Source organism: Vibrio breoganii, from assembly GCF_001677275.1.
Classification (GTDB): Bacteria; Pseudomonadota; Gammaproteobacteria; order Enterobacterales; family Vibrionaceae; genus Vibrio; species Vibrio breoganii.
The window spans coordinates 168688-190641 of the sequence record NZ_CP016178.1 but is presented as its reverse complement, the minus strand read 5'-3'; the positions used below and the strand labels follow the sequence as shown (position 1 = coordinate 190641).

21 protein-coding genes are annotated in these 21954 nt (G+C 46.2%); 11 read left to right on the top strand and 10 right to left on the bottom strand.

Going from position 1 to position 21954, the window contains the following annotated elements; translation table 11 throughout:
- Positions 1-165: 165 nt before the first annotated feature.
- Positions 166-1662 carry an alanine/glycine:cation symporter family protein gene (locus A6E01_RS13880; protein WP_065210480.1) on the bottom strand — a complete coding sequence of 499 codons (1497 nt, stop codon included), beginning with the start codon at positions 1660-1662 and terminating at the stop codon, positions 166-168.
- Between the two features lie 343 nt (positions 1663-2005).
- On the opposite strand from A6E01_RS13880, the gene A6E01_RS13875 reads away from it, so the two are divergent.
- Entirely contained in the window at positions 2006-2518 is a 513-nt protein-coding gene (locus tag A6E01_RS13875) for a DUF2799 domain-containing protein (protein WP_065210479.1), read from the top strand.
- Between the two features lie 9 nt (positions 2519-2527).
- Here A6E01_RS13875 and A6E01_RS13870 read toward each other — a convergent pair whose 3' ends face one another.
- Together A6E01_RS13870 and A6E01_RS20970 are read right to left on the bottom strand one after the other, a co-directional pair.
- The gene (locus A6E01_RS13870; protein WP_017028602.1) at positions 2528-3001 is read right to left on the bottom strand and encodes a DUF4442 domain-containing protein; all 474 of its coding nucleotides are present in this window, start codon (positions 2999-3001) and stop codon (positions 2528-2530) included.
- Positions 3002-3109: 108 nt separating this feature from the next.
- Positions 3110-3385: a nitrogenase-stabilizing/protective protein NifW gene (locus A6E01_RS20970; protein WP_082961379.1), complete on the bottom strand. Its 276-nt coding sequence runs from the start codon at positions 3383-3385 to the stop codon at positions 3110-3112.
- A 128-nt stretch (positions 3386-3513) separates the two neighbouring features.
- Here A6E01_RS20970 and A6E01_RS13865 point away from each other — a divergent pair, with 128 nt between their 5' ends.
- Entirely contained in the window at positions 3514-4005 is a 492-nt protein-coding gene (locus tag A6E01_RS13865) for a peptidylprolyl isomerase (RefSeq protein ID WP_017031891.1), read from the top strand.
- 4 nt (positions 4006-4009) lie between these two features.
- Here A6E01_RS13865 and A6E01_RS13860 read toward each other — a convergent pair whose 3' ends face one another.
- Together A6E01_RS13860 and A6E01_RS13855 are read right to left on the bottom strand one after the other, a co-directional pair.
- Complete coding sequence (locus A6E01_RS13860) at positions 4010-4375, bottom strand: hypothetical protein (RefSeq protein ID WP_065210478.1); 366 nt, start codon at positions 4373-4375, stop codon at positions 4010-4012.
- Positions 4376-4393: 18 nt separating this feature from the next.
- Complete coding sequence (locus A6E01_RS13855) at positions 4394-4654, bottom strand: hypothetical protein (RefSeq protein WP_017028599.1); 261 nt, start codon at positions 4652-4654, stop codon at positions 4394-4396.
- A 421-nt stretch (positions 4655-5075) separates the two neighbouring features.
- Here A6E01_RS13855 and A6E01_RS13850 point away from each other — a divergent pair, with 421 nt between their 5' ends.
- The 4 genes from A6E01_RS13850 to A6E01_RS21275 all read left to right on the top strand — a co-directional run bounded on the left by A6E01_RS13850 (position 5076) and on the right by A6E01_RS21275 (position 7009).
- On the top strand, positions 5076-5612 hold the full coding sequence (locus A6E01_RS13850; RefSeq protein WP_065210477.1) for a DUF3332 family protein: 537 nt from the start codon (positions 5076-5078) through the stop codon (positions 5610-5612).
- A 486-nt stretch (positions 5613-6098) separates the two neighbouring features.
- Complete coding sequence (locus tag A6E01_RS13845) at positions 6099-6551, top strand: DUF302 domain-containing protein (RefSeq protein WP_065210476.1); 453 nt, start codon at positions 6099-6101, stop codon at positions 6549-6551.
- Between the two features lie 9 nt (positions 6552-6560).
- On the top strand, positions 6561-6737 hold the full coding sequence (locus A6E01_RS21280; protein ID WP_156744623.1) for a hypothetical protein: 177 nt from the start codon (positions 6561-6563) through the stop codon (positions 6735-6737).
- A gap of 50 nt (positions 6738-6787) precedes the next feature.
- Positions 6788-7009: a hypothetical protein gene (locus A6E01_RS21275; RefSeq protein WP_133126164.1), complete on the top strand. Its 222-nt coding sequence runs from the start codon at positions 6788-6790 to the stop codon at positions 7007-7009.
- A 71-nt stretch (positions 7010-7080) separates the two neighbouring features.
- Here A6E01_RS21275 and A6E01_RS13840 read toward each other — a convergent pair whose 3' ends face one another.
- The 5 genes from A6E01_RS13840 to cobA all read right to left on the bottom strand — a co-directional run bounded on the left by A6E01_RS13840 (position 7081) and on the right by cobA (position 14260).
- Positions 7081-8826 (bottom strand): bifunctional protein-serine/threonine kinase/phosphatase, encoded by a 1746-nt coding sequence (locus A6E01_RS13840; RefSeq protein ID WP_065210475.1) that lies wholly within the window; start codon positions 8824-8826, stop codon positions 7081-7083.
- A gap of 62 nt (positions 8827-8888) precedes the next feature.
- A complete protein-coding gene (locus A6E01_RS13835; RefSeq protein ID WP_017028595.1) occupies positions 8889-10358 on the bottom strand; it encodes a NarK family nitrate/nitrite MFS transporter in 1470 nt (489 codons plus the stop codon).
- Between the two features lie 66 nt (positions 10359-10424).
- Complete coding sequence (nirD, locus tag A6E01_RS13830; protein ID WP_017028594.1) at positions 10425-10769, bottom strand: nitrite reductase small subunit NirD; 345 nt, start codon at positions 10767-10769, stop codon at positions 10425-10427.
- A 70-nt stretch (positions 10770-10839) separates the two neighbouring features.
- Positions 10840-13377, bottom strand: a complete 2538-nt coding sequence (nirB, locus tag A6E01_RS13825) for a nitrite reductase large subunit NirB (protein ID WP_065210474.1) — start codon at positions 13375-13377, stop codon at positions 10840-10842.
- 70 nt (positions 13378-13447) lie between these two features.
- Positions 13448-14260 (bottom strand): uroporphyrinogen-III C-methyltransferase, encoded by an 813-nt coding sequence (gene cobA / locus A6E01_RS13820; RefSeq protein ID WP_017028592.1) that lies wholly within the window; start codon positions 14258-14260, stop codon positions 13448-13450.
- Positions 14261-14684: 424 nt separating this feature from the next.
- On the opposite strand from cobA, the gene A6E01_RS13815 reads away from it, so the two are divergent.
- From A6E01_RS13815 to A6E01_RS13795, 5 genes are all read left to right on the top strand, one after another.
- Entirely contained in the window at positions 14685-17189 is a 2505-nt protein-coding gene (locus A6E01_RS13815) for a molybdopterin oxidoreductase family protein (RefSeq protein ID WP_065210473.1), read from the top strand.
- Positions 17190-17389: 200 nt separating this feature from the next.
- The gene (locus A6E01_RS13810; protein ID WP_017028590.1) at positions 17390-17713 is read left to right on the top strand and encodes a c-type cytochrome; all 324 of its coding nucleotides are present in this window, start codon (positions 17390-17392) and stop codon (positions 17711-17713) included.
- Between the two features lie 11 nt (positions 17714-17724).
- Entirely contained in the window at positions 17725-19137 is a 1413-nt protein-coding gene (gene ccoN / locus A6E01_RS13805) for a cytochrome-c oxidase, cbb3-type subunit I (protein WP_065210472.1), read from the top strand.
- Complete coding sequence (locus A6E01_RS13800) at positions 19137-19748, top strand: cbb3-type cytochrome c oxidase subunit II (protein ID WP_065210471.1); 612 nt, start codon at positions 19137-19139, stop codon at positions 19746-19748. Before ccoN ends, A6E01_RS13800 begins: the two co-directional genes overlap by 1 nt.
- Positions 19745-21901, top strand: coding sequence for a c-type cytochrome (locus tag A6E01_RS13795; protein WP_065210470.1), 2157 nt, complete (start codon positions 19745-19747; stop codon positions 21899-21901). Before A6E01_RS13800 ends, A6E01_RS13795 begins: the two co-directional genes overlap by 4 nt.
- Positions 21902-21954 lie beyond the last annotated feature (53 nt).

Below are 21954 nucleotides of genomic sequence, written 5' to 3'. Positions count from 1 at the left end.
CTACCACATCATAATGGCTAAGCCCATGCAAATTGTCATGCTTGAGTGAAAGTACCGAATCGCCCCATGATTTTATCCCTTAAAGATGACAGTTTTATTGAGCCACAATAAAAAAGGACCCAGAGAAAAGTCCTCTGAGCCCTTAATTACGAGTCTTTAGTCGCGCTACTCTTTGGACGATTTCTCCAATCGCTTCTCCCAGTAGGTTGCACCTTTAATACCCAACTTGACTGGATCAAAGGTGTACACAGTAACACCGCGCTTTTGCTGCTCTTCGTAATCTCTTAGAGCCTTAAGTGCGGGTTTAGACATAAAGAAGATAATCAGAATGCCGATGATGTTCAACCACGCCATCAAACCCACACCAATATCACCCATCGCCCAAGCAAGGTTTGCAGTTTTCACCGTGCCATAGAAGGTTGCTGAGATAATAACCAGCTTAAGGATAAACATCAGACCATCGACCTTGAAGGTACGGCGTATGTAAGCAATGTTGGTTTCAGCAATGTAGTAGTAAGCCAAGATAGTAGTAAAGGCAAAGAAGAACAGCGCTACCGCGATAAACGGCTTACCTATGCCAGGCAGGGCGCTATCAATCGCAAGCTGAGTAAATACTGGGCCATTTGCACCAATGCTTGCCGAAAGGTTCTGTATAACAAAGACTCCCTCTCCTGCACCGTGCACGTTGTACATACCCGTAATTAGGATCATAAATGCCGTAGCAGAACAAACCAGCAGTGTATCAATATAGATAGAGAACGATTGAACTAGACCTTGCTGTGCAGGGTGCGCCACGTTAGCTGCTGCTGCCGCATGTGGGCCAGTACCTTGTCCTGCTTCATTTGAGTAAACACCACGCTTAACGCCCCAACCAATAGCAGCACCAAAGCCAGCCATAGGCGTAAAGGCATCACCGACAATCATCGCAAAAATACGAGGGACTTCAGTGATATGAAGCAGGATGATGACAAACGCCGTCAAGATGTAGGCCAGAGCCATGAAAGGAACAACAATCTGAGTAAAGTGGGCAATACGCTTAACACCACCAAAGATGATAAAGCCAAGCACTATCGCGATAAAGGTACCAGTTAGAACCTTAGCGAAGCTGAACGTACCCATAGCGGTTTCAATCGCAGGGCCAGAGCCAAACGCCGCTTCAACCGCATTGCCGATACTGTTTGATTGCACGCCAGGAAGCAGTACACCACAGGCAAAGATAGTCGCGATAGCAAAGATCCACGCATACCATTTCTGACCCATGGCCTTTTCAATGTAGTAAGCAGGGCCGCCACGGAATTGTCCTTCATCTTCCTCTTTATAGATTTGAGCAAGAGTCGATTCCGCATACGCGGTTGCAGCGCCAAAGAAGGCAACAACCCACATCCAGAATACTGCGCCAGGGCCACCAAAACCGATAGCGGCGGCGACGCCAGCAATGTTACCTGTACCTACGCGACCAGAAAGCGAAACCGCTAGCGCCTGAAATGATGAAATGCCTTTTTCCGAACTTTTGCCTGATAGCAGCAAACGCCACATCTCAAAGAAATGACGAATTTGTACAAAGCGCGTCAAGATGGAATAAAACAGACCTGCACATAAGCAGAGGTAGATAAGAAAGGGACTCCAAATGATCCCATTCAGAAAATCCACAAATTCTTGCATAATCAACTTCCCTATTGAATTAAAATTCTTTCGGAACAGTATCTTACTTGTAAGCTTGTTGTTAAAGGGTTTGTTCAAAAATAGACAGTAACGAGATGTAAATCACACTTAACACACAAATAATGCACTAATGAATGCTTATATTTAACCTCAATACATTTCATATCCAGCATAAACGGTGCATAAAACTCCAATATCCCATCAATTATTGAATCAATGTTCTTACCTCTATTCGTCCCCATGCTCAAATTCATACAATGCTTAGGGTCTGTTGACCTAATGTCTGGCTAAGAAAATATAGTGGCGAGACACTCTTCTGTATGAGATTCAAAAGGAACTAGGTATGAGCCGCCTAATTATCGGTGCACTTATTGCTTCTTCGTTGGCGGGATGCGCCAGTATGACATCGGAGCAATGTCAATCTGCAAATTGGCATGATGTCGGTTATCAAGATGGGAAAGAGGGCAATGACCCTAGTATTGTTAACGATTATGCGAAAGATTGCTTAGAGGCGAATGTCGTTGTTAACCAACCCCAGTGGCAACAAGGGTTTAAACAAGGCACAGAAGTTTATTGCTCTGCTGACAATGGCTACAAAGTGGGCTCTGAAGGCCGCACCTATTACAACGTGTGCCACGATGAACAGTTCTTGAAGAACTACCAATTAGGTAAAAAAGAGTATCAGCGCCAACAAAGGCTGATGAGCTTGGACTCGCAGATCGCGGAGCTAGACAGCCAAATGGAAGCGACCTCAGACACTAAGAAATACAACAAGCTGCGAAATCGTCGCAAGGATTTAGCTCACGAACGCTCGCAGCTGCTCAATCCCGACATCAGCATCAATCTGAAGTTGTGATTTCAAACTCTAGCGAGCTTTTATAGATAGCGTTAAATCAAACTCAGCCATGGGCTTATCACCATGTAAATCAGGACAAAGAGCTGTAATACGCACGTCCTGATTTACACGCTCACCCGTCGTTAGCGTCTGTTCAAGCATTTCATCAATCAAGCGACCATCACGACAGATAAAGTGAACATCACTTTCAGGGCGCATCAAAAACTCTGCCTTTAAACCCTTAAAAGCCAGTGAGATCTTTCGCCCTTGATTTTGCGCCTTCATTGCCGCCATAAAGCCACCAGCAACATCAGCCCCCATAACGAGCGCGCCAATATACATACTGTTTAAATGATTCTTTGTGCGACGTTTTAGAGGGATCTTGATCTCTACCATCTCTTCATCCATCGCCAAAATTTTGGGGCGACTCAGCCACAACAAAGGGACTTTACTAAACCCAAAATAGCTAAGATATAAGTTGGCTTTCTTAAGCGTGGAGAGCATTCACTGTACCGTTCAATCAACTAGTCGTACCAGTTAATCAATGTGACGATGAATTGTCAAAGAGTTGTTACGAAAGATGTTACAGAGGAGCCGTAAAGCCATTAAAGCTCAACGACGCAAGCAAGAAGTGCACCCTCGACAGGCCGAGCGAGTGGATGGTTCTAGTCGCCCTCGCTGAATTTTGCAGTAAGCGTTTCTTAGTACTCGTCGGGCAGCAAACCAATCCTCAGGCTTTGCCAAAAGTAGGTATCCATTAAAGCGTTTGAACAAAGGCACGCGATATTCCTCAACAAATCGACGGTCAAAATCCACCTCAAAATACTCGAACACTTGTTCAAGGGAGGTGAAGGACGCTAATTTTTGTTGGATATCACTAAAGCTCATACACGATCAATAACGGGATTTTACCGGATTTTACCGCAAAGTCAGCGCTTAGTCTCTGCCAAAGCTTACGCCGAGTATTCAGTGTATACTCAGGGCTTATTCCAAACCTTAAATGGCAACTCAATAACATGATCGTATTAACAACCAACCTTGGCGAAATAACCATAGAGCTCAACCTGGAAAAAGCGCCAGTGAGTAGCAAAAATTTCCTGAGATACTGCGAGGAAGGCTTCTTTGAAGGGACCATTTTTCACCGCGTGATTGACGGCTTTATGATTCAAGGTGGCGGGCATACTGAGAACCTGTTAGAAAAGCCTTCTCACGATCCTATTGTCAATGAGGCTAACCGCGGACTAAAGAACGTTATCGGCTCTGTTGCGATGGCACGCACCGACGCACCGCACTCTGCTACATCACAGTTTTTTATTAATCTAGATAACAACGACTTTCTGGACTTCACCGCCACCAACAATCAAGGCTGGGGCTACGCCGTATTCGGTCAAGTTACTGCAGGCATGGATGTAGTGAATGCTATTGCAAAAGTGAAAACACACTCAAAGTTTGGGCTTGATGATTTGCCGGTAGACCCTATCACTATAGAGAAAGTCACTATCTTATAAGGCGTTAAAACTTGTAGGTTAGAGGGCAGATTTCTGTGCTACCTATGGTAAGAACATAGACCTCGCCTAACACATCATAGGAGCAAAGCTTGCTGAACCCTGAGGTTTGCTCCTGTTTGAAAAATCCCGTCTTTTGCGCATTTTCTGTGGGGGGTTGAAGTTTTGGCGTCACATCAAACTCATGAGTCAACGGGCACAGATCTGTAGCGCCAATATTTAGGCTATGCGTCTCACCAAGCACATCGTAAAAACACACCTTAACGAAGGCTTGGGACTCCTCATTTTGCAAAAACCCTGCCGTTGCTTGCGCGGAAGTTGGCGCTAGCAAGAACGAAGTTACAAACATGAATAGGCTAAATTGTCGCTTCATAGGTATCTCGCCTTATATTTACAGTGACTCAATTTCGATATTTTCACGAATGTATGTCGGCACCTCTAACATATCTTCAATAGATAACGCCTGATTAGAGTCGCAACCAACAATCTCACTCAACTCATCAAAGCTTATACCAAACAGACGTGAAGCCGTCATGAGTCCTCTTATAAACTGTTTGTTCTCCCGCTTCTTCTGCCATTGCGTAGATGGGATGGCCAAATACTGCTGATACTCCTCGCTAAGAAGATCCAGAAACGCTTGCTTATTATTCATCGCCTCTCCAATAAAGCACTCTTTCTCTTAAGAACCTCTATCTTATTGAAATATATCGAGAGATAACCTTGTCGCATCCACAAAGATCATCAAATAGTAAAAATATCACTTAATAAACCTGATGGCGCAAATTGGTAAGCATTATTTTAAACTATCGATATACTTCTCCTCGTCCCTGATATCAGTAATTACACAGCAACATATCACAGGTGCCAGAGACACGATTTAAATAGCTACCAATGAGCAACACACTTTAATTTTCTTTTTGTAGTGGACATTAAAATCTCAACTACAAGTTCGATAGCAAGCCTCGCTTCAATATCGGATAAATTAGTTTGAGAGTGATGTCACCAAATGGCTATTTATTAAGATCTAATCTGATTATTATTCACTGGTTTTCAAAGTTCATAGGGTTTACTAAATGAAAAAGTTTGGCTTAAAAGTATTAGGTATGGCAGCACTAGCAGCATCACTAACTGGCTGTATTGGTAGCAACGCAGTTACAGGTTATGTAATGAAGTTTAACCTTGAAGTGGTAGACAACCGCTATGCTCGTGGTGGTGTAAACATGCTTCTTGCTCCTGTATACGCCCTTACGGTTGCTGTGGATTCTCTTGTATTCAACTCAATCGAATTCTGGTCTGGCAAAAACCCTATCAACGGTAAGCCACACATCTTTGATTCAAAAACAAAGACCATGTACAACATGAACGATGACCTAGATCCATCACTTACTGAAGCACCAATTGACCCAATCACAATGCGTGAAGTTGAGTCTTCTACGTTCGAAGCTATCGATGAAAACACAATCGAAATGCACGTCACTTACAACAATGGCGACAAGTCTGTTGTAACGGGTGTTCGTGACGGCGAGAACGTTAACTACTACGTTGATGGCGAGCTAGTTTCTCAAACCACTATGACTCAGCTAGAAACTCTGACTAGCGAAAAAGCGTAATCATTCGTTCGCAAATCTGAATCGTTAACTTATTAAACTGCCCGATATTATGTATCGGGCATTTTTTGTTTTTGGTAATAGGCTTTGGGAATGAGAAGCTAGGATTGGGCGCTAAATGGCAAATTTGGAATAGCACTAATAGATTCTTCTTCTGTCTTTGGGATTCATCAGTTACCTAATTATATCGTGCACAAAGCAAGTACCTAGATCTCCGATAGGAGCACTCGGAGATGACGATTCTTCCTGCCACTCGGCAGTGACTCTTCGTTCGACACTCTACGGTGATACATAATTATGGCATTCAGTGGCGATGTACTACCCTAGCACTCGCCGCTAATACATCACTCCGCCACAGAGTAGGTACATAAAAAAGACGTCATGCCCTAGTGTTCCTATCGGGCATCTATCACTCTTATCGCGAATACATTGACTCTAACCCGATGACGACTATCTTCATTACTAGATAACAATGTAGATGGAGGTTACATGAGACAGGGATTACTAGGTTTATTCATCACGCTCTTAATGAGCTTTACCGCCCATGCCAGCAACGGGCTTATTTCCATTAAAAGCTCGCACGATGTCTCCACCACTGCTGATAAGCTTATTGCCACGTTAAAAGAAAAAAACATGACCACCTTTGCTCGCATCAAGCATTCTGAAGCGGCCGAAAATGTGGGTATTGAGCTTCGCCCTACAGAGTTAATTTTATTTGGTAACCCTAAAGTCGGCTCGCCCTTAATGGCTTGCCAGCAGAGCGTGGGTATCGACCTTCCGCAAAAAGCTCTGATTTCCGAGGATGAGCATGGATTAGTTTGGTTTACCTATAACGACCCGAACTACCTTAAAGAGAGACATAACATTACAGGCTGTGATGAGGTACTCGCTAAGATAGCGAAGGCGTTGAATATGTTTGCTACTAAGGCTACCCAGCCTTAAAGGTGCGCCATGCTGGCGAACACTGGAATGCCAGCCCTGCAGCATCTTAGAGTGCACATAACCAAGCCCGAACTATCCAAGATTCCAGCTCAAGGCTGGAATGACGGACTGTTCGGCATTGCTACACCTTCCCCTATTATCTGTCATGCTGGCGAACGCTGGAATGCCAGCCCAGTAGTATCTTAGAGTGCACATAACCAAGCCCGAACTATCCAAGATTCCAGCTCAAGGCTGGAATGACGGACCGTTCGGCATTGGTACACCTTCCCCTATTACCTGTCATGCTGGCGAACGCTGGAATGCCAGCCCAGCAGCATCTTAGAGTGCACATAACCAAGCCCGAACTATCCAAGATTCCAGCTCAAGGCTGGAATGACGGACTGTTCGGCATTGCTACACCTTCCCCTATTATCTGTCATGCTGGCGAATGCTGGAATGCCAGCCCTGCAGCATCTTAGAGTGCACATAACCAAGCCCGAACTATCCAAGATTCCAGCTCAAGGCTGGAATGACGGACTATTCGGCATTGCTACCTCAGTAACCACAGCGACTGAATTACAGCCACACCAGTTGCAATAATCGCCAAGCTTTTCCAAAACATTAATGGCTCACGCTTTAATAGCGGGGCCTTTTTTGCCTGCCTGACTAACTTTTGATTTGGTGTTGACAGATCCACAAGAAAATCACCGAGCACTTGATACCGGCTATTCGGACTTGCCTGAGTCGCCTTGCGAAACACCAAATCCAGCCATGAGGGAATATCTTCACGATACTGAGTGATGGAACGATAATGCCATTTATGATGCCTAGCTGTTTGCGCGACTTGTGCTGAGATAGGCTTGTACGGCAGTTCCCCGCACAGCATTTCATAGCCAATCACTGCCACAGAAAACAGGTCAGATACCGTTGTTGCCTCTCCGGTATCTATACTCTCAGGCGCAATATAGTTTACAGCGCCCAATGGCTCACTCTCTTGATGATTATGATTGATTTCATCCAGACCTAGTGCTTTCACTGCCCCAAAATCAATCAATTTTATCTTGCCCGAATCTGTCACCATGATGTTTTCAGGCTTTAGATCACGATGCACCATGTCCGCTCTTTGCAGCACCCGCACCGCTTTTACGATTTCTTCTAAAACAGTGCGCACTTCGCTGAGTGTTGGGATTGGATTGTCATACATCCATTGCCTTAAGGTAATGCCATCCACCCACTCGCAAAGCTGATAAACAAATTTGGAATCACTCGGCGTGGGATAGACTCGCATAACCCTCTCGCTTTTTAGCTGACTACCCACCCAAAATTCATTCGCCAGATGATTAAGGTGTTCCGTATCTTCGCTATAGGTCAGCGAAGGCGCTTTTAACACTCTTAATTCGCCGCTGTTCTCATCAAGCACCTGATATACATGGCTTCTTGGCCCAGCGTACAAGACTTTTTGCACTAAGAAATGATCTATTCGATTGCCTTCTTTAAGTGCAGGAGGCACTGCGCGAGACAAGAGCTTCGCTTGGTGTTCGAGTAGCGATTGCTGTGGGAGGGAATCTACGTCCAGCAATAAACAAGTGGCATTATCGGCGCTACCCTGCTCAATGGCCTCGCTACTGATTTTATTACTGAGTCGTTCTTTGTCTTCTATTTCACGCAGATATTTCGACAATTGCTCTTCAGTGAAAGCATCGTGAACCCCGTCAGAGGTCAGAATAAAACGGTCGCCCGTCTGCAATTCGACCATCTGATAATCCACATCCAATCGATTATCCATGCCTAATGCGCGAGTGAGGTGGGGATTTTGGCCGAAGTTGACCCTTTGGTGATCTCGAGTGAGTAGTTTTAAGGTGTTATCTCGAAGCCGATAGATGCGTGTATCGCCAACATGAAAGAGATGAGCGGTATTTGATTTGAATATGACTGCGCTGAATGTGGTCACAAACCCGTTATGTTTAAGGCTTTGTTTGAGCCCTTCTTCAAACAACCAGTTGTTCATAGAGGTGAGGATTTTGCTGGCGCAGTGTTGGATACTCCAGCTATCAGGGGTAGCGTAGTAGTCAGCAACAAACTGCATTACCGCGGTATGACTCGCCTTCTGACTATTGTCACTGCAACTGGCACCATCTGCGATGCATGCAACCGCTCCCTTGTGTTCCAGCTCGTAGCGTTGCTGGGGAACCTTAACTAAAAATGCATCTTGGTTTTCATCGCGCACCCCTTTCAGTGAACATCCACCGTAGCTTAAGCTCAATCTTGACTGCGTGATGCCTTCCTGTGCCTGCATTCTTATCTCCATCCTTGAAAGTAGATAAGCCCCGCAAAGCAGGGCTTAAGTTCTATACAATACTAGTTCGATACCTTGATTAAGGTAACGCTGCCGTCTTCGTTCACCTCAGCAATCTTACCGCTTGGCTCTTCCATAAAGATTAGCGTAACAAACCCAAGTACCGCGGTTGCAGCAATCACATAGAAGAAGGTTTGGTAATCAACAAACGATAGGATAGTTAGATAAGTTACCGCGCCCACGTTACCGTATGCACCCGTCATACCGGCAATCTGACCTGTCATGCGACGTTTAATCAAAGGTACTGTTGCAAATACAGCCCCTTCACCCGCTTGCACGAAGAATGAACACAACATAGCTGCCGCTACTGCCAGCCATACTGGCCATTGACTGCCCACTTGACCCATTAGGAAGTAACCCACAGCAAGACCAGCAGTTAGGATAAGTAGCGTAGGTTTGCGACCAAACTTATCAGAAATCCAACCACCACCAGGGCGTGACATCAAGTTCATAAAGGCATAAGCCGAAGCCACCATACCCGCTAGCACAGGGGTTAACTCAAAGGTCTCAGCAAAGAATAGCGGCAGCATAGACACTACAGCCAACTCAGAACCAAAGGTCGCAAAGTACAACACATTAAGCACTGCTACTTGTTTGAACTTGTACTGGTGCATCTCAGGTACAGGCTCTTTAAACACCTTCTTGTTTACCTTCCATACCTGGCTTAATTCAACTAGATACAATGCAAACAGGCCTGCATAGATGGAAGTAACCACAGTATCTGACAGCATGCTGATACCACTTGAAGACATCTTCCAAGTAAGCAAAGCAAGTACCGCGTACATAGGAATCTTCATGATTAGCAGTAAGAAGAAGTCGCCTTTCGAGGTTACTTCCATCGCTGTTAGATGCTTTGGTTTAAAGTAGGTAGAGCCTTTAGGTGTATCAGAAACGGAGCGATAAAAGATGACAGAGAACACCAAGCTCATTAAACCAGTAACTGCAACAGCGTAACGCCAGCCCTCATCGCCGCCGAACAATAGTGCTAGAGTCGGTAGAGAGAACGCGGCAGCTGCTGAACCGAAGTTACCCCAACCACCGTAGATGCCTTCAGCGGTACCCAGTTCATCGTGTGGGAACCACTCCGATACAAGGCGAATACCGATTACAAAGCCTGCACCGATGAAGCCGAGCAAGAAGCGAGCGATAGCCGCCTGCACAAAGTTATCGGCAAAAGCAAACATGAAACAAGGGATAGAACAAACTGCAAGCAGTGCTGAATAAACCTTACGCGGGCCGAATTTATCGGTAAACATACCTATGACGACACGCGCCGGAATGGTCAAAGCCACGTTGAGGATCAAGAGCATTTTTACTTCTTGAGTACTCAATCCGAGGGTTTCTTTTACCATTTGTAGAAGTGGTGCAAAGTTAAACCACACCACAAAGGTGATGAAAAAAGCCATCCAACTAAGATGTAGAATCTTCATCTTGCCGGTAAATGAAAACAGAGAGAACTTACTGTTATCCATAATATAATTCCTTTTTTTGTATTCCTTCACTCGAGCGACAATTCGCTGCCCGGGCAGTTAAAAATGTTAGGCTGCAACCGCTTCCGATACTTGAATCTGCACCGAACCGTTGAGTAGTCGAACCGGGTAAGCTTTTACACTTATCTCTGGGTCTTCAATACACTGTCCTGTTTTAAGACTGAAGTGCTGTTTGTAAAGCGGTGATGCCACACAAGGCTCTCCGTCCATACAACCCACAATTCCTCGTGACAGTACTTGAGCTTTACCAATCGGGTCATAATTTGAGATAGCGTATAGCGCGCCAGCTCGCTGATAGTTGAATATTGCGACTTGTCGTCCGTTGATCAGGGCGCAAACTCCAACATTTGGCGCGATGTCCGTTACATCGCAAATGGTCTGCCAGTGATTCATAGTCTTTCTCCTAGGTCGAAAATGATTTCTGGTTATGCGTGGTTTTGGGATTAATCGAGCGTTCAGGTGCTCAATCGATCTCCACCACGTCTATTGATTGTTCTGTAATGTTCTTTGGAAACCTTTGCTCACGCTCTGAAACGAAGCTGAGCGTATTGTCACGTTGGTCCGTATTAATGAAGTGACTGAAACGCTTGAGCTTTTCAGGGGATTCAAGGGTAGTTTTCCATTCACATTGATATTGTCCAATAGTGGTCGCCATATCCTTCTCAAGCTCTGCCCCTAGGCTTAACTTGTCTTCAACCACAACTTGTTTTAGATACTCAATGCCACCTTCAAGGTTTTCTAACCACACAGAGGTGCGCTGCAAGCGCTCTGCAGTGCGGATATAGAACATCAGCATTCGGTCGATATATTGAATTAAGGTTGCTTCATCTAGGTCAGTAGCAAGCAAATCAGCATGTCGAGGGCGCATACCGCCGTTGCCACACACATACAGGTTCCAGCCGTTTTCAGTAGCGATGATGCCGACATCTTTAGACTGCGCCTCAGCACACTCTCGAGTACAGCCCGATACCGCGAACTTCAACTTGTGCGGGGAACGCAAACCCTTGTAACGATTTTCGATATCGATAGCTAAGCGAACGCTGTCACCTACCCCATATCGGCACCAAGTGCTACCGACACAAGACTTCACTGTGCGCACTGATTTGCCGTAGGCGTGTCCAGTTTCAAAGCCTGCATCTACTAGCTTTTTCCAGATGATAGGAAGGTCGTTTAGCTCTGCACCAAACAAGTCCACGCGCTGTCCGCCAGTGATCTTGGTATAGAGATCAAATTCTTTCGCCACCTGCCCAAGCACAATCAGCTTGTCTGGTGTAATTTCACCGCCTGCAATACGCGGCACAACAGAGTAGGTGCCGTCTTTTTGCATATTGCCTAGATAGATGTCGTTGGTATCTTGCAGCTCCATATGCTCATTTTTCAGAATGTAGTCATTCCAAAATGACGCCAAGATTGAGCCAACCGTAGGCTTACACACCTCACAGCCGTGACCACTACCGTATTGCTCTAGCAGTTCATCGAAGGTTTTGATTTGATTGACACGAACGATGTCGCTGAGCTCTTGGCGAGAGTAGGCAAAGTGCTCACACAGGTCATTGTTGACCTCTACACCTAGGCTTAATAGTTCACTGTCCAACACCTGTTTTGCCAGTGCGCTACACCCTCCACAACCGGTCGAGGCATTGGTCGTTTCTTTAAGGGCCGACATAGTGCTACAGCCCGCCTGAACCGCTTGCTTGATATCACCTTTAGTCACATCAAAGCATGAACAGATAACCGCACTGTCCGGCAAGGCATCAATACCCATACCTGCTGACTCTTCACCCGCTACATTTGGCAAAATAAGCACAGATGGATTCGACGGCAGAGGCATATCATTTTGCTTCATTTGTAGCAATGTGCCGTAGGCTTCAGCATCGCCCACCAGCACAGCGCCAATGATCTTACTGCCATCCTCTGAGACAATAAGACGCTTATAGACTTGGTCAATCTCGTCACTGAAGGTATAAGACTGAGCGCCTGGTGTTTGACCGTGCACCTCACCAATACTCGCAACATCAACGCCGAGTAGCTTTAACTTGGTGCTCATATCAGCGCCAGTAAATGATGCAGCCTCTGACTCACCTTCTAGCAAATGAGTGGCAGCAACCTTAGCCATCTGATAGCCCGGTGCAACCAAGCCAAAGATGCGATTTTGCCAAAGGGCACATTCACCTACTGCGTAGACATCGGGAAGGTTCGTTTGGCAGTAATCGTTAACCACTATCCCGCCACGCTCACCTATCTCTATATTCGCTTCACGAGCCAGTTCATCCTGAGGACGAATACCTGCAGAGAACACAATCATATCGGTCTCTAAATGAGAGCCATCAGCAAAATTCATTCGATAGCGCGCATTCTCACCGGCGACGATTTCACTGGTCGCTTTTTGCGTATGAACCGAAACACCGAGCGATTCTATTTTTCGGCGAAGCAAGGCACCACCACCGTCATCAAGCTGCACTGCCATCAAGCGTGGCGCAAACTCAACTACGTGGGTTTCTAAGCCAAGTTCTTGGATAGCATTGGCTGCCTCAAGACCTAAAAGGCCACCGCCCACAACCACACCGCTTTGGCTTAGCTTGCTTGATTCCTCAATTCCATCTAGGTCTTCAAGGGTTCGATATACATGACAATGGTCACCGTCATTACCAGGGATTGGAGGGACAAAAGGGAAAGAGCCCGTAGCCAGTACTAAGGAATCGTATTGTTCGATACGGCCGCTTTCGGTGATCACTTGCTTAGCATCAGTATCAAGCTTGACCACTTTATCGCTGACCACAAACTTGACGCCATTGTCGGTGTAATAACCCTCATCCGCTAAAGCCAACTCCTTAGCGCCTCCAGTAAAATAAGAGGTAAGATGAACACGGTCGTAGGCAAGATGTGGCTCCTCAGAAAATGTAATGATCTCTATGTCATCCCTTTTCTGCTGCAATAGTGTTTCTATGTATTTGTGGCCTACCATGCCGTTACCGACCACTATCACTCTTTGCTTTTTCATAATATCCATTCCTTGAAACCCGAATTTTGTTACTAAATTCTTGTGCGTACTCTTCCAAATACCTTTGCGACTATGCCGTCATCTGCAGTGTTTGCTCATGCTCTACTTTGCGTAGCTGCCTGCCAGACAGTTGACCAAGCCAATCCATTTGCTCAGCAACGGACACAACCTCGCCCACCACAATCAATGCTGGTGACTGAATTTGATGCTGTTGTTTAAGGGAAGTGAGCTGATGAAGTTTGCCGATAAGTACGCGCTGTTTAGGGGTACAACCATTCTCAATGAAGGCAACCGGGGTGTTTTCTGATAATCCACCCTTGGTCAATTTCTCCATCAACATATCCGTTTTGCTCAGCCCCATATAGAAGACTAAGGTTTGCTTCAGCTGAGCCAATGCATCCCAGTTGATATCGAGTTCTTTGTCAGCGTGAGCCGTGACAAAGGTGCAGCCTTGCGCCAAACCTCGGTGAGTAAGAGGAATATCTGCATAGCTAGTGCAACCTGAAGCCGCCGTAATGCCCGGTATGACATCCACTTCTACACCCTGTTTTGCCAGCATCAGCATCTCTTCGCCGCCACGCCCAAACACAAAAGAGTCTCCGCCTTTCACACGACAAACATCTTTACCTTCTAGCGCTGCATTGAGTAGTAAGGTGTTGATCTGATCTTGCGTTGCGCAGTGCATGCCTTTGGATTTACCGACAAATACCTTCTCTGCTCCCTCTGGGAACAGGGCTCTGATTTCATGACTCACTAAGTTGTCGTACATGATGAATCGAGCTTGTTGTATGGTTCTGCTCGCTTTGACCGTTAGCAAGTCAGGGTCACCTGGACCTGCTCCCACTAAGGTTACTCGACCTAGATATTTACTTTGTATTCCCATTACTTCACTCCTAGATCTGGTACGTCATGACTTCTCACCATCACTACCAAATTTTTATTCGCCTCTGTGCCAACTCCTGCAAATTGGAGGCCAATAATTTGATCTAAGACAAAATTAAAATTCATTAACCTTTAATAACAATCACTTAACATGCAATTACTCTACAAAATCACTGTGCAAAATTCACACAGAAAAACATAAACTCACAATTTATGTCCATTCGCGGTGCAAAATTGATCAAAATGGTGCAGAAACAATCATAAAGAGCATATTCAAGCAATTAATGCATACCACTTTAGGGGTACATGTAATTTTAAGATATTGTTTTACAACATATATTTTTGAATAGTGTTTTTTTTGAGGCTTTGGTTTGATTTTTGCAGGGTAATAGAGATTAGAGCTTAAGACATGAAAGGGAACGCCCATGACTGAACATAATGAAGGATGGATCAAAACCACTTGTGCATACTGCGGTGTTGGTTGCGGAATCGAAGCCAGACCGAAGCATTCCGGCGAGTTGGAGATACGCGGAGATAAGGAACATCCCTCAAACTATGGCAAGTTGTGCACCAAAGGGATAGCGCTAGGAGAAACGGTTATTCATGATGGTCGCCTGTTATCTCCAACCCAAAAAACTGACCATGGTGATAAAGCATTGTCGTGGGAAGATGCCACTACAATGGTCGCAGAGCGGTTTGCACAAACTATCCAAGAACATGGCCCAGACTCCGTGGCATTCTATGTTTCAGGACAACTGTTAACCGAGGATTACTATGTTGCCAACAAGCTCATCAAGGGCTTTATGGGGACGGCTAATATCGATAGTAATTCTCGCCTTTGCATGGCTTCTTCTGTTGTCGGGCACAAGCGAGCCTTTGGTAGCGACACGGTTCCCGTTTGCTATGAAGATCTCGAGCAAGCAGAAATGGTGGTGATTGTGGGGTCAAACCTAGCTTGGTGCCATCCTGTTTTATTTCAACGACTTCGTACAGCTAAGCAAGAAAACCCTTCGCTAAAGATAGTCGTGGTTGACCCAAGAAAGACCGATACCTGTGAGCTTGCCGATACCCATCTGCCTATAGAATCGGGTTCAGATGTGGCTTTGTTTAATGGTTTACTTGCGCATCTTATCCAGCAGGACTCTCTGGATCACGAGTTTATCTCATCACATACCGATCATTTTGAAGAGACAATTCACTCTGCACTTTCAGAGCAAAATATAGAACAGGTCACAGGACTTACCGAGCAACAATTAATTCAGTTTTACAGCGAATTTGCCAACACAGACAAGGTAATCACTATCTACTCTCAAGGAGTGAATCAGTCCAGTAGCGGCTCTGATAAAGTGAACGCCATCCTTAACTGTCACCTTGCCACAGGTAAAATAGGTAAAGCCGGCTGCGGACCATTCTCTGTCACTGGACAGCCCAACGCTATGGGCGGACGAGAAATTGGCGCATTAGCCAATACGCTTACCGCACATATGGAGTTTGATAACCCAGAGCACCTGCAACTCGTCAGTGATTACTGGCAGACGGACACCCTAGCCACACAGCCTGGCCTGAAAGCCATCGACATGTTTGATGCCATAGACTCCGGGAAAATAAAGGCGGTGTGGATCATGGCCACTAACCCTATGGTCAGCCTGCCTAATTCCGACAAGATACGATCTGCGCTGGAAAAATGCCCCTTAGTGGTCGTGTCAGATTGTATTGCCGATACCGAAACCAGTCGCTTGGCTGATGTAGTTTTGCCTGCTCAAGGGTGGAGTGAGAAATCTGGTACTGTGACGAATTCCGAACGCCGAATTTCAAGGCAGCGACGTATTCTACCTAGCCCCGGAGAGGCAAAGCCCGATTGGTGGATCATCAGTCAGGTTGCTCATAGAATGGGGTTTAAAGAGGCCTTTGACTACATACATGAGGGCGAGATATTTTCTGAGTACGCCAAGCTGACGACTCTTGGAAATGATAACTTTGAGCGAGACCTTAATTTGATTGGTTTAACCCAGCTAGACGACAAGGGCTATAGCCAGCTTAAACCTCAGCAATGGCCAGTGACAGAGCTTCAACACCAAGTGGTCAATCAGAGGCTGTTCAGCGATGGTCAATTTTATACCCCTAATAAGCGAGCTCGATTTGTTGCGGTTAACTACCAGGCTCCATTAGCCAAAACAGATGCCAAACACCCATTGATCCTAAACAGCGGTCGGGTTAGAGATCATTGGCACACCATGTCCAGAACAGGCTTGTCCCCTAAATTGGCAGAACACACCACTGAACCCTTTGTACAGGTGCATCCTGATACGGCGTCAAGATACCAGATATTGGACGGTCAGTTGGCTAAGGTGTCTAACCTCCAAGGAGAGGCGTTAGTGCGAGCTAAGGTGACTTCTGAGGTTTCCCCATCACAGCTGTTTATGCCGATACACTGGAACGAGACCACCTCTAAAAACAGTAAACCTTGCGCACTGATTGCCAACACCACCGATGAATTGTCTGGGCAACCTGAATTCAAGCATTCCGCCGTCGCGATCTCTTCATTTGCTAGTGTCAGCTGCGCTGTGTTCATTTCCAAAGATACTCTGGATTTGAATGACATGGATTACTGGGCACGACAAAAGGTTCAAGGTGGCTATTTATATCGAATTGAATCAGTCCTACCCATGAGTGAGCTTGCAGCTAAGTTGAAAGGCTATTTGCAAGTAGATGACCAACGCCTGATCAGCTCCGAATCCCATCAAGGCCAAGCCCAGTGGTTAATTTTGGACAATGACAAACCGACCCAACTACTGTCAGTGCAAGAGCGCTTTGCTGATTGGGAGGTGACAAGGCTCATTGAGTTGTACCTGCAAACAGATGAGCAAGGAAACGCTTCAGATATCATGCAAACTCTGGCAAACGACCCCCAAAGCTTAACTCCGGCATAAACATTGTAGTCATCGCCAAGCACCCTAAAATTCTTACTTATAGGGTGCTTGGCCTTGATTAACTAAACCTTTTCCTATTCAGGTGCGTACAAAAAAGTAACCAAAGCAACGCCTTATTCAAATGGTTAACTATACTTTGGGCTACATCTGTCAACACCTCTCTTTCGTTCGAAAAGAGGATCGGAAAAGGATTTACACCGATGAAAGTGCTGTTACTAGCAATACTAGGTTTAAGCGCAACCGCTTATGCACAAGAAGATGCACAGTTTGAAGTGGGCAAAGCCAAAGCCAAAGTCTGCATGACCTGTCATGGCGAAGATGGCATTTCCACCCTTGATCCCTACCCGAACCTTCGCGGCCAGAAAATGGGATACCTCATTTCCTCATTGAAAGATTACAAAGCGCGAGAAAGAACCAGTGGACTCGCCATTTTAATGCAGCAACAAGCAGATTCCCTCACCGATCAAGATATTGAAGATATCTCTTACTACTTCTCCCAACTTGGTCAAGACACTCAGCAGTAAAGGACTCTCTGATGGAAAACGAAACCACGGTGTACAGCACCAAGGTCGTCAAATACTTCGTTGTGGCGTCCGTAATTTGGTCAGTAGTAGGCATGTTTATCGGCGTAGTACTCGCCGCTCAACTGTATTGGCCCATCCTTAATTTTGATTCGGAATACTTCCAATTTGGTCGACTGCGTCCACTGCACACCTCCGGCGTTATTTACGGCTTTGTCGTCAACGTATTAATGGGTGCATCTTTATATATCGCCCAGCGCACCGGACAATGTGGCTTATTCAATAAAAGCCTCGCATGGATGGTGTTTTGGGGATGGCAATTGGTGTTGTTGCTCGCGCTTTTATCGCTGCCTCTGGGTTACACCACATCAAAAGAGTATGCCGAATTAGAGTGGCCAATTGACCTACTTATCGTATTGGTTTGGGTCCTCTACGCCATCCTCTTCTTTGGCACGTTAGCGAAACGAAAGGTCAATCACATCTTCGTGGCCAACTGGTTCTTTGCCGCGTTTATTATTGTTATCGCCCTGATTTTTGTGGTCAATAATTTAGCGCTCCCTGCTTCAATGATGAAGTCTTATTCTGTCTTTGCGGGCGCTCAAGATGCCATAGTTCAGTGGTGGTGGGGTCATAATGCGGTGGGCTTCCTGCTGACTGCTGGTGTCATAGGCATGAACTACTACTTCATCCCAAAAGTAGCCGAGCGACCTATCTATTCTTACCGTCTTTCTGTCATTCACTTTTGGGGACTGGTTGGCTTCTATACCTGGGCAGGGACTCACCACCTTATCTACTCTTCTGTCCCAATATGGGTGCAAAACATCGGCATCGTGATGTCGCTGATCCTTTGGCTACCCTCTTGGGGTGGTGCATTCAACAGTGCTATGACACTGCTGCAAAACAAAGAGAAGCTGAAAAATGACTACATTATGCTGTTCTTCTTTTCGGCCATTCTTTACTACTGCTTAGCCACATTTGAAGGCCCATTGCTGGCGATTCGTTGGTTCAACATGCTTGCACACAACACTGAGTGGATTATCGGTCACGTACACTCTGGTGCACTTGGTTGGGTGGGAATGTCCGGTATTGCGGTTTTCTACTACTTCATTCCGAAGTTGTGGGGCAAAGATAAACTGTACTCTACACGACTGATTAAGTGGCACTTTTGGCTGGCACATGCCGGTGTCGCTATTTATGCCATCGCACTATGGGTGGCAGGTATCGGTGAAGGCTATATGTGGCTCGCACAAAGTGAAAATGGCGAACTGGTTTACAGCTTCGTTGAAGCCATGGACTTCAAAGCGCCTTGGTTATTCTTACGATTCTTTGGTGGGGCACTGTTTGTACTTGGCCTGCTACTGATGGTGTACAACCTGTATAAGACAGTCAAAATGCCCAAGCTAGTGCTTAAAAGGGAGGCGGCATAATGAGTAAAGACTTCACTCAATCGGTCGTTATTCTCATCATTGCGACCATAGTTGTCGCGTCCTTCTCAATATTGGTGCTGATTGTGCCAAATATTGTCCGAGGACCAGAGCTGGCAGCCAATAGCATGGCAAAACCACTCACTGCCGTAGAAGTTGCTGGCAGGGATATCTATATCAGTGAAGGCTGTCATGTGTGTCATACACAAATGGTACGCCCTTTAGAGCCTGAGGTTAAACGCAACGGCAGGGCCAACCAAGAGCCGGATGATATCTACGAATTTCCAAACCTTTGGGGTTCCAAGCGTACTGGTCCAGATCTCACTAACTTAGGAAGAAAATACTCGGATCAGTGGCACGTACTGCATCTAGTTAATCCAAGAGATGTGATACCTACCTCTATCATGCCGTCATATCCGTGGCTGTTTGAACAAAAACTCTCGGGCGATGACATCACTGACAAAATGCTCACCCTACGTACATTAGGTGTGCCATACAGTGAAGATGATATCGCAAATGCTCGCCTACAGGTGCGCGGAAAAACCAAGGGCGAGGTATTAATACGTTACCTTCAAAGCCTAGGGGTTGATACGGCAGAAGGAGTAACTCAATGAGTAATTTCTGGAATTTATGGGCCGTTATCTGCACAGTCGTTTTCTTTGTGTTAATGGTGGGGATTGTCGTCAAATATTGGCGCAAAAACCACGAAGCAGATGCAAACAAGTCTCTAGCGACCTTTGATGGCATCGATGAAAATGATGCACCGCCACCTAAACTACTGTTTATCAGCTACTTTATCGCCTTTTCTGTTTCCGTTGGTTATCTGGTTCTTTACCCAGGGCTTGGCAATTGGCAAGGTTTGGTAGACTGGGAGCAAAGTGACGACAAGCTAAGCGCGCCTAGCACAACATTAGACGAGCAATTCGCCACGGTCACCGACACCTCATTAATAAGCCTTGCTCAAAACGAGGCCATTACCACCTCAGGACGAATGCTGTTTCAAACCCATTGCGCGGCTTGTCACAGGGACAATGCTCAAGGTCAAAAGCACTTCCCTAACCTTATCGATAACGACTGGATGTACGGCGGAAGCGACGAGGCCATCATTCACTCCATTGAGAAAGGTCGCAATGGTGCGATGGCGGGCTATAACGAGGTTCTCAACGAAGACGAGATTGCCAAGCTCTCGTACTACTTGGCCTCTCTAAATCAGCGCCATTCCAATGTGCCAGCGGTTAAAGTCGAGCTGGGTAAACAGCTCTTCACTCAATACTGCTCTGCCTGTCATGGCGATGGATCAATCAGCAATCAAGAGCTGGGCGTACCCATCCTATCTGATGACACTTGGCTTCATGGCGGAAGTATCGAAGAGATCCAACATACCATTCGTTTTGGTCTCAATAACGTCATGCCAGCCTTTGAGGGGCAATTGTCGCGTAACCAAATCCTAGCGATCGGCGCCATGATGACCAAGTCGCGTTTAGATTGGGATGCGAAGATCGCAAACTTGGACGCTGATGCTATTGAACGTGGTGAATATCTGGCTCACGCGGGTGACTGTGTAGCTTGTCATAGTGCTGAGGGTGGTGAACCCTTTGCCGGTGGCCTACCCTTCGTGACCCCTTTTGGTACCGTCTACTCTACCAATATCACGCCTCATGCAAGCGAGGGTATAGGAGAGTACGACTTTGAAGACTTCAAGGCGGCTCTGGTTGATGGTAAAGGTCGTCATGGCTATCTCTACCCTGCTATGCCCTACACCTCGTATCAATACGTCACAGACCAGGACATGCTCGACATGTGGGAATACCTACAATCGATCACTGCAGTGCCAAGGCGTAACGATGACAACAGCATGATCTTCCCTTCGAATATTCGACTGGGACTGCTTAGCTGGAACATTGTGTTTATGGATACCAATCCACTCTCCTATGAAGTCCCAGCAGAAATCAAAGAAAGCGTGGACGATGTGGAAAAATGGCAGAAGGGTAAGTATTGGGTCGCAGGCCTTGGACACTGTTCAGAATGCCATTCTCCGCGAAACATTGCTCAGGCCATCATTGCTGACCGTATATTCCAAGGTAACCTCATCGATGGGTGGAATGCTCCGGATATTACCTCTAATGAGCTATACACCGACGGTTGGGATGTCGAGGTATTGACTGATTTTCTACATACCGGACATTCAGCGAAAGGTACGGCCTTTGCCGGAATGGCGGATGTAGTGAAAAACAGCCTCAGTCTGATGACCCGAGAAGACGTGGAATCTATGTCTTACTACCTCATAAAAGGGGATACGGATAACTTCATTAGCCCTGATGCAGTTGTGTTAAAGCCTAAAGGGTTTGATGACAGTGCCTACAACTCTGACATCTATCCTATTTATCAACAAACCTGTGGTGCTTGCCACGGCGAAGACGGTAAAGGGCGAGATCCAATAGCGCCGGCACTGCTAGATAACGGCATCATCATGCACCGTGACCCATTCAATACCATAGCGGTTACCGTGCGTGGCTTAGAGCCCACCTATTTGGTCGAAGACAAGAACTTCATGCCTATGGCAAGCTTTGAGGACGTGCTATCAGATCAGCAATTAGCGGAACTGATTACCTTCGTACGCTATCACTTAGGAGCAAGAGACGTGGTAGTCACCGCTGAGGATGTGAAAGACGTGCGAGAAACCCTTGAGAAAGCAGGTTATGCAGGTGGGGTGCACACCACGCCAGATATGTACGACCAGCGTGATAGAAACATCAACATCAAATAGGTTTCAAGGCAGCGAACAAGAGGTCTCGGCAATGTGTCGGGACCTCTTTTTTA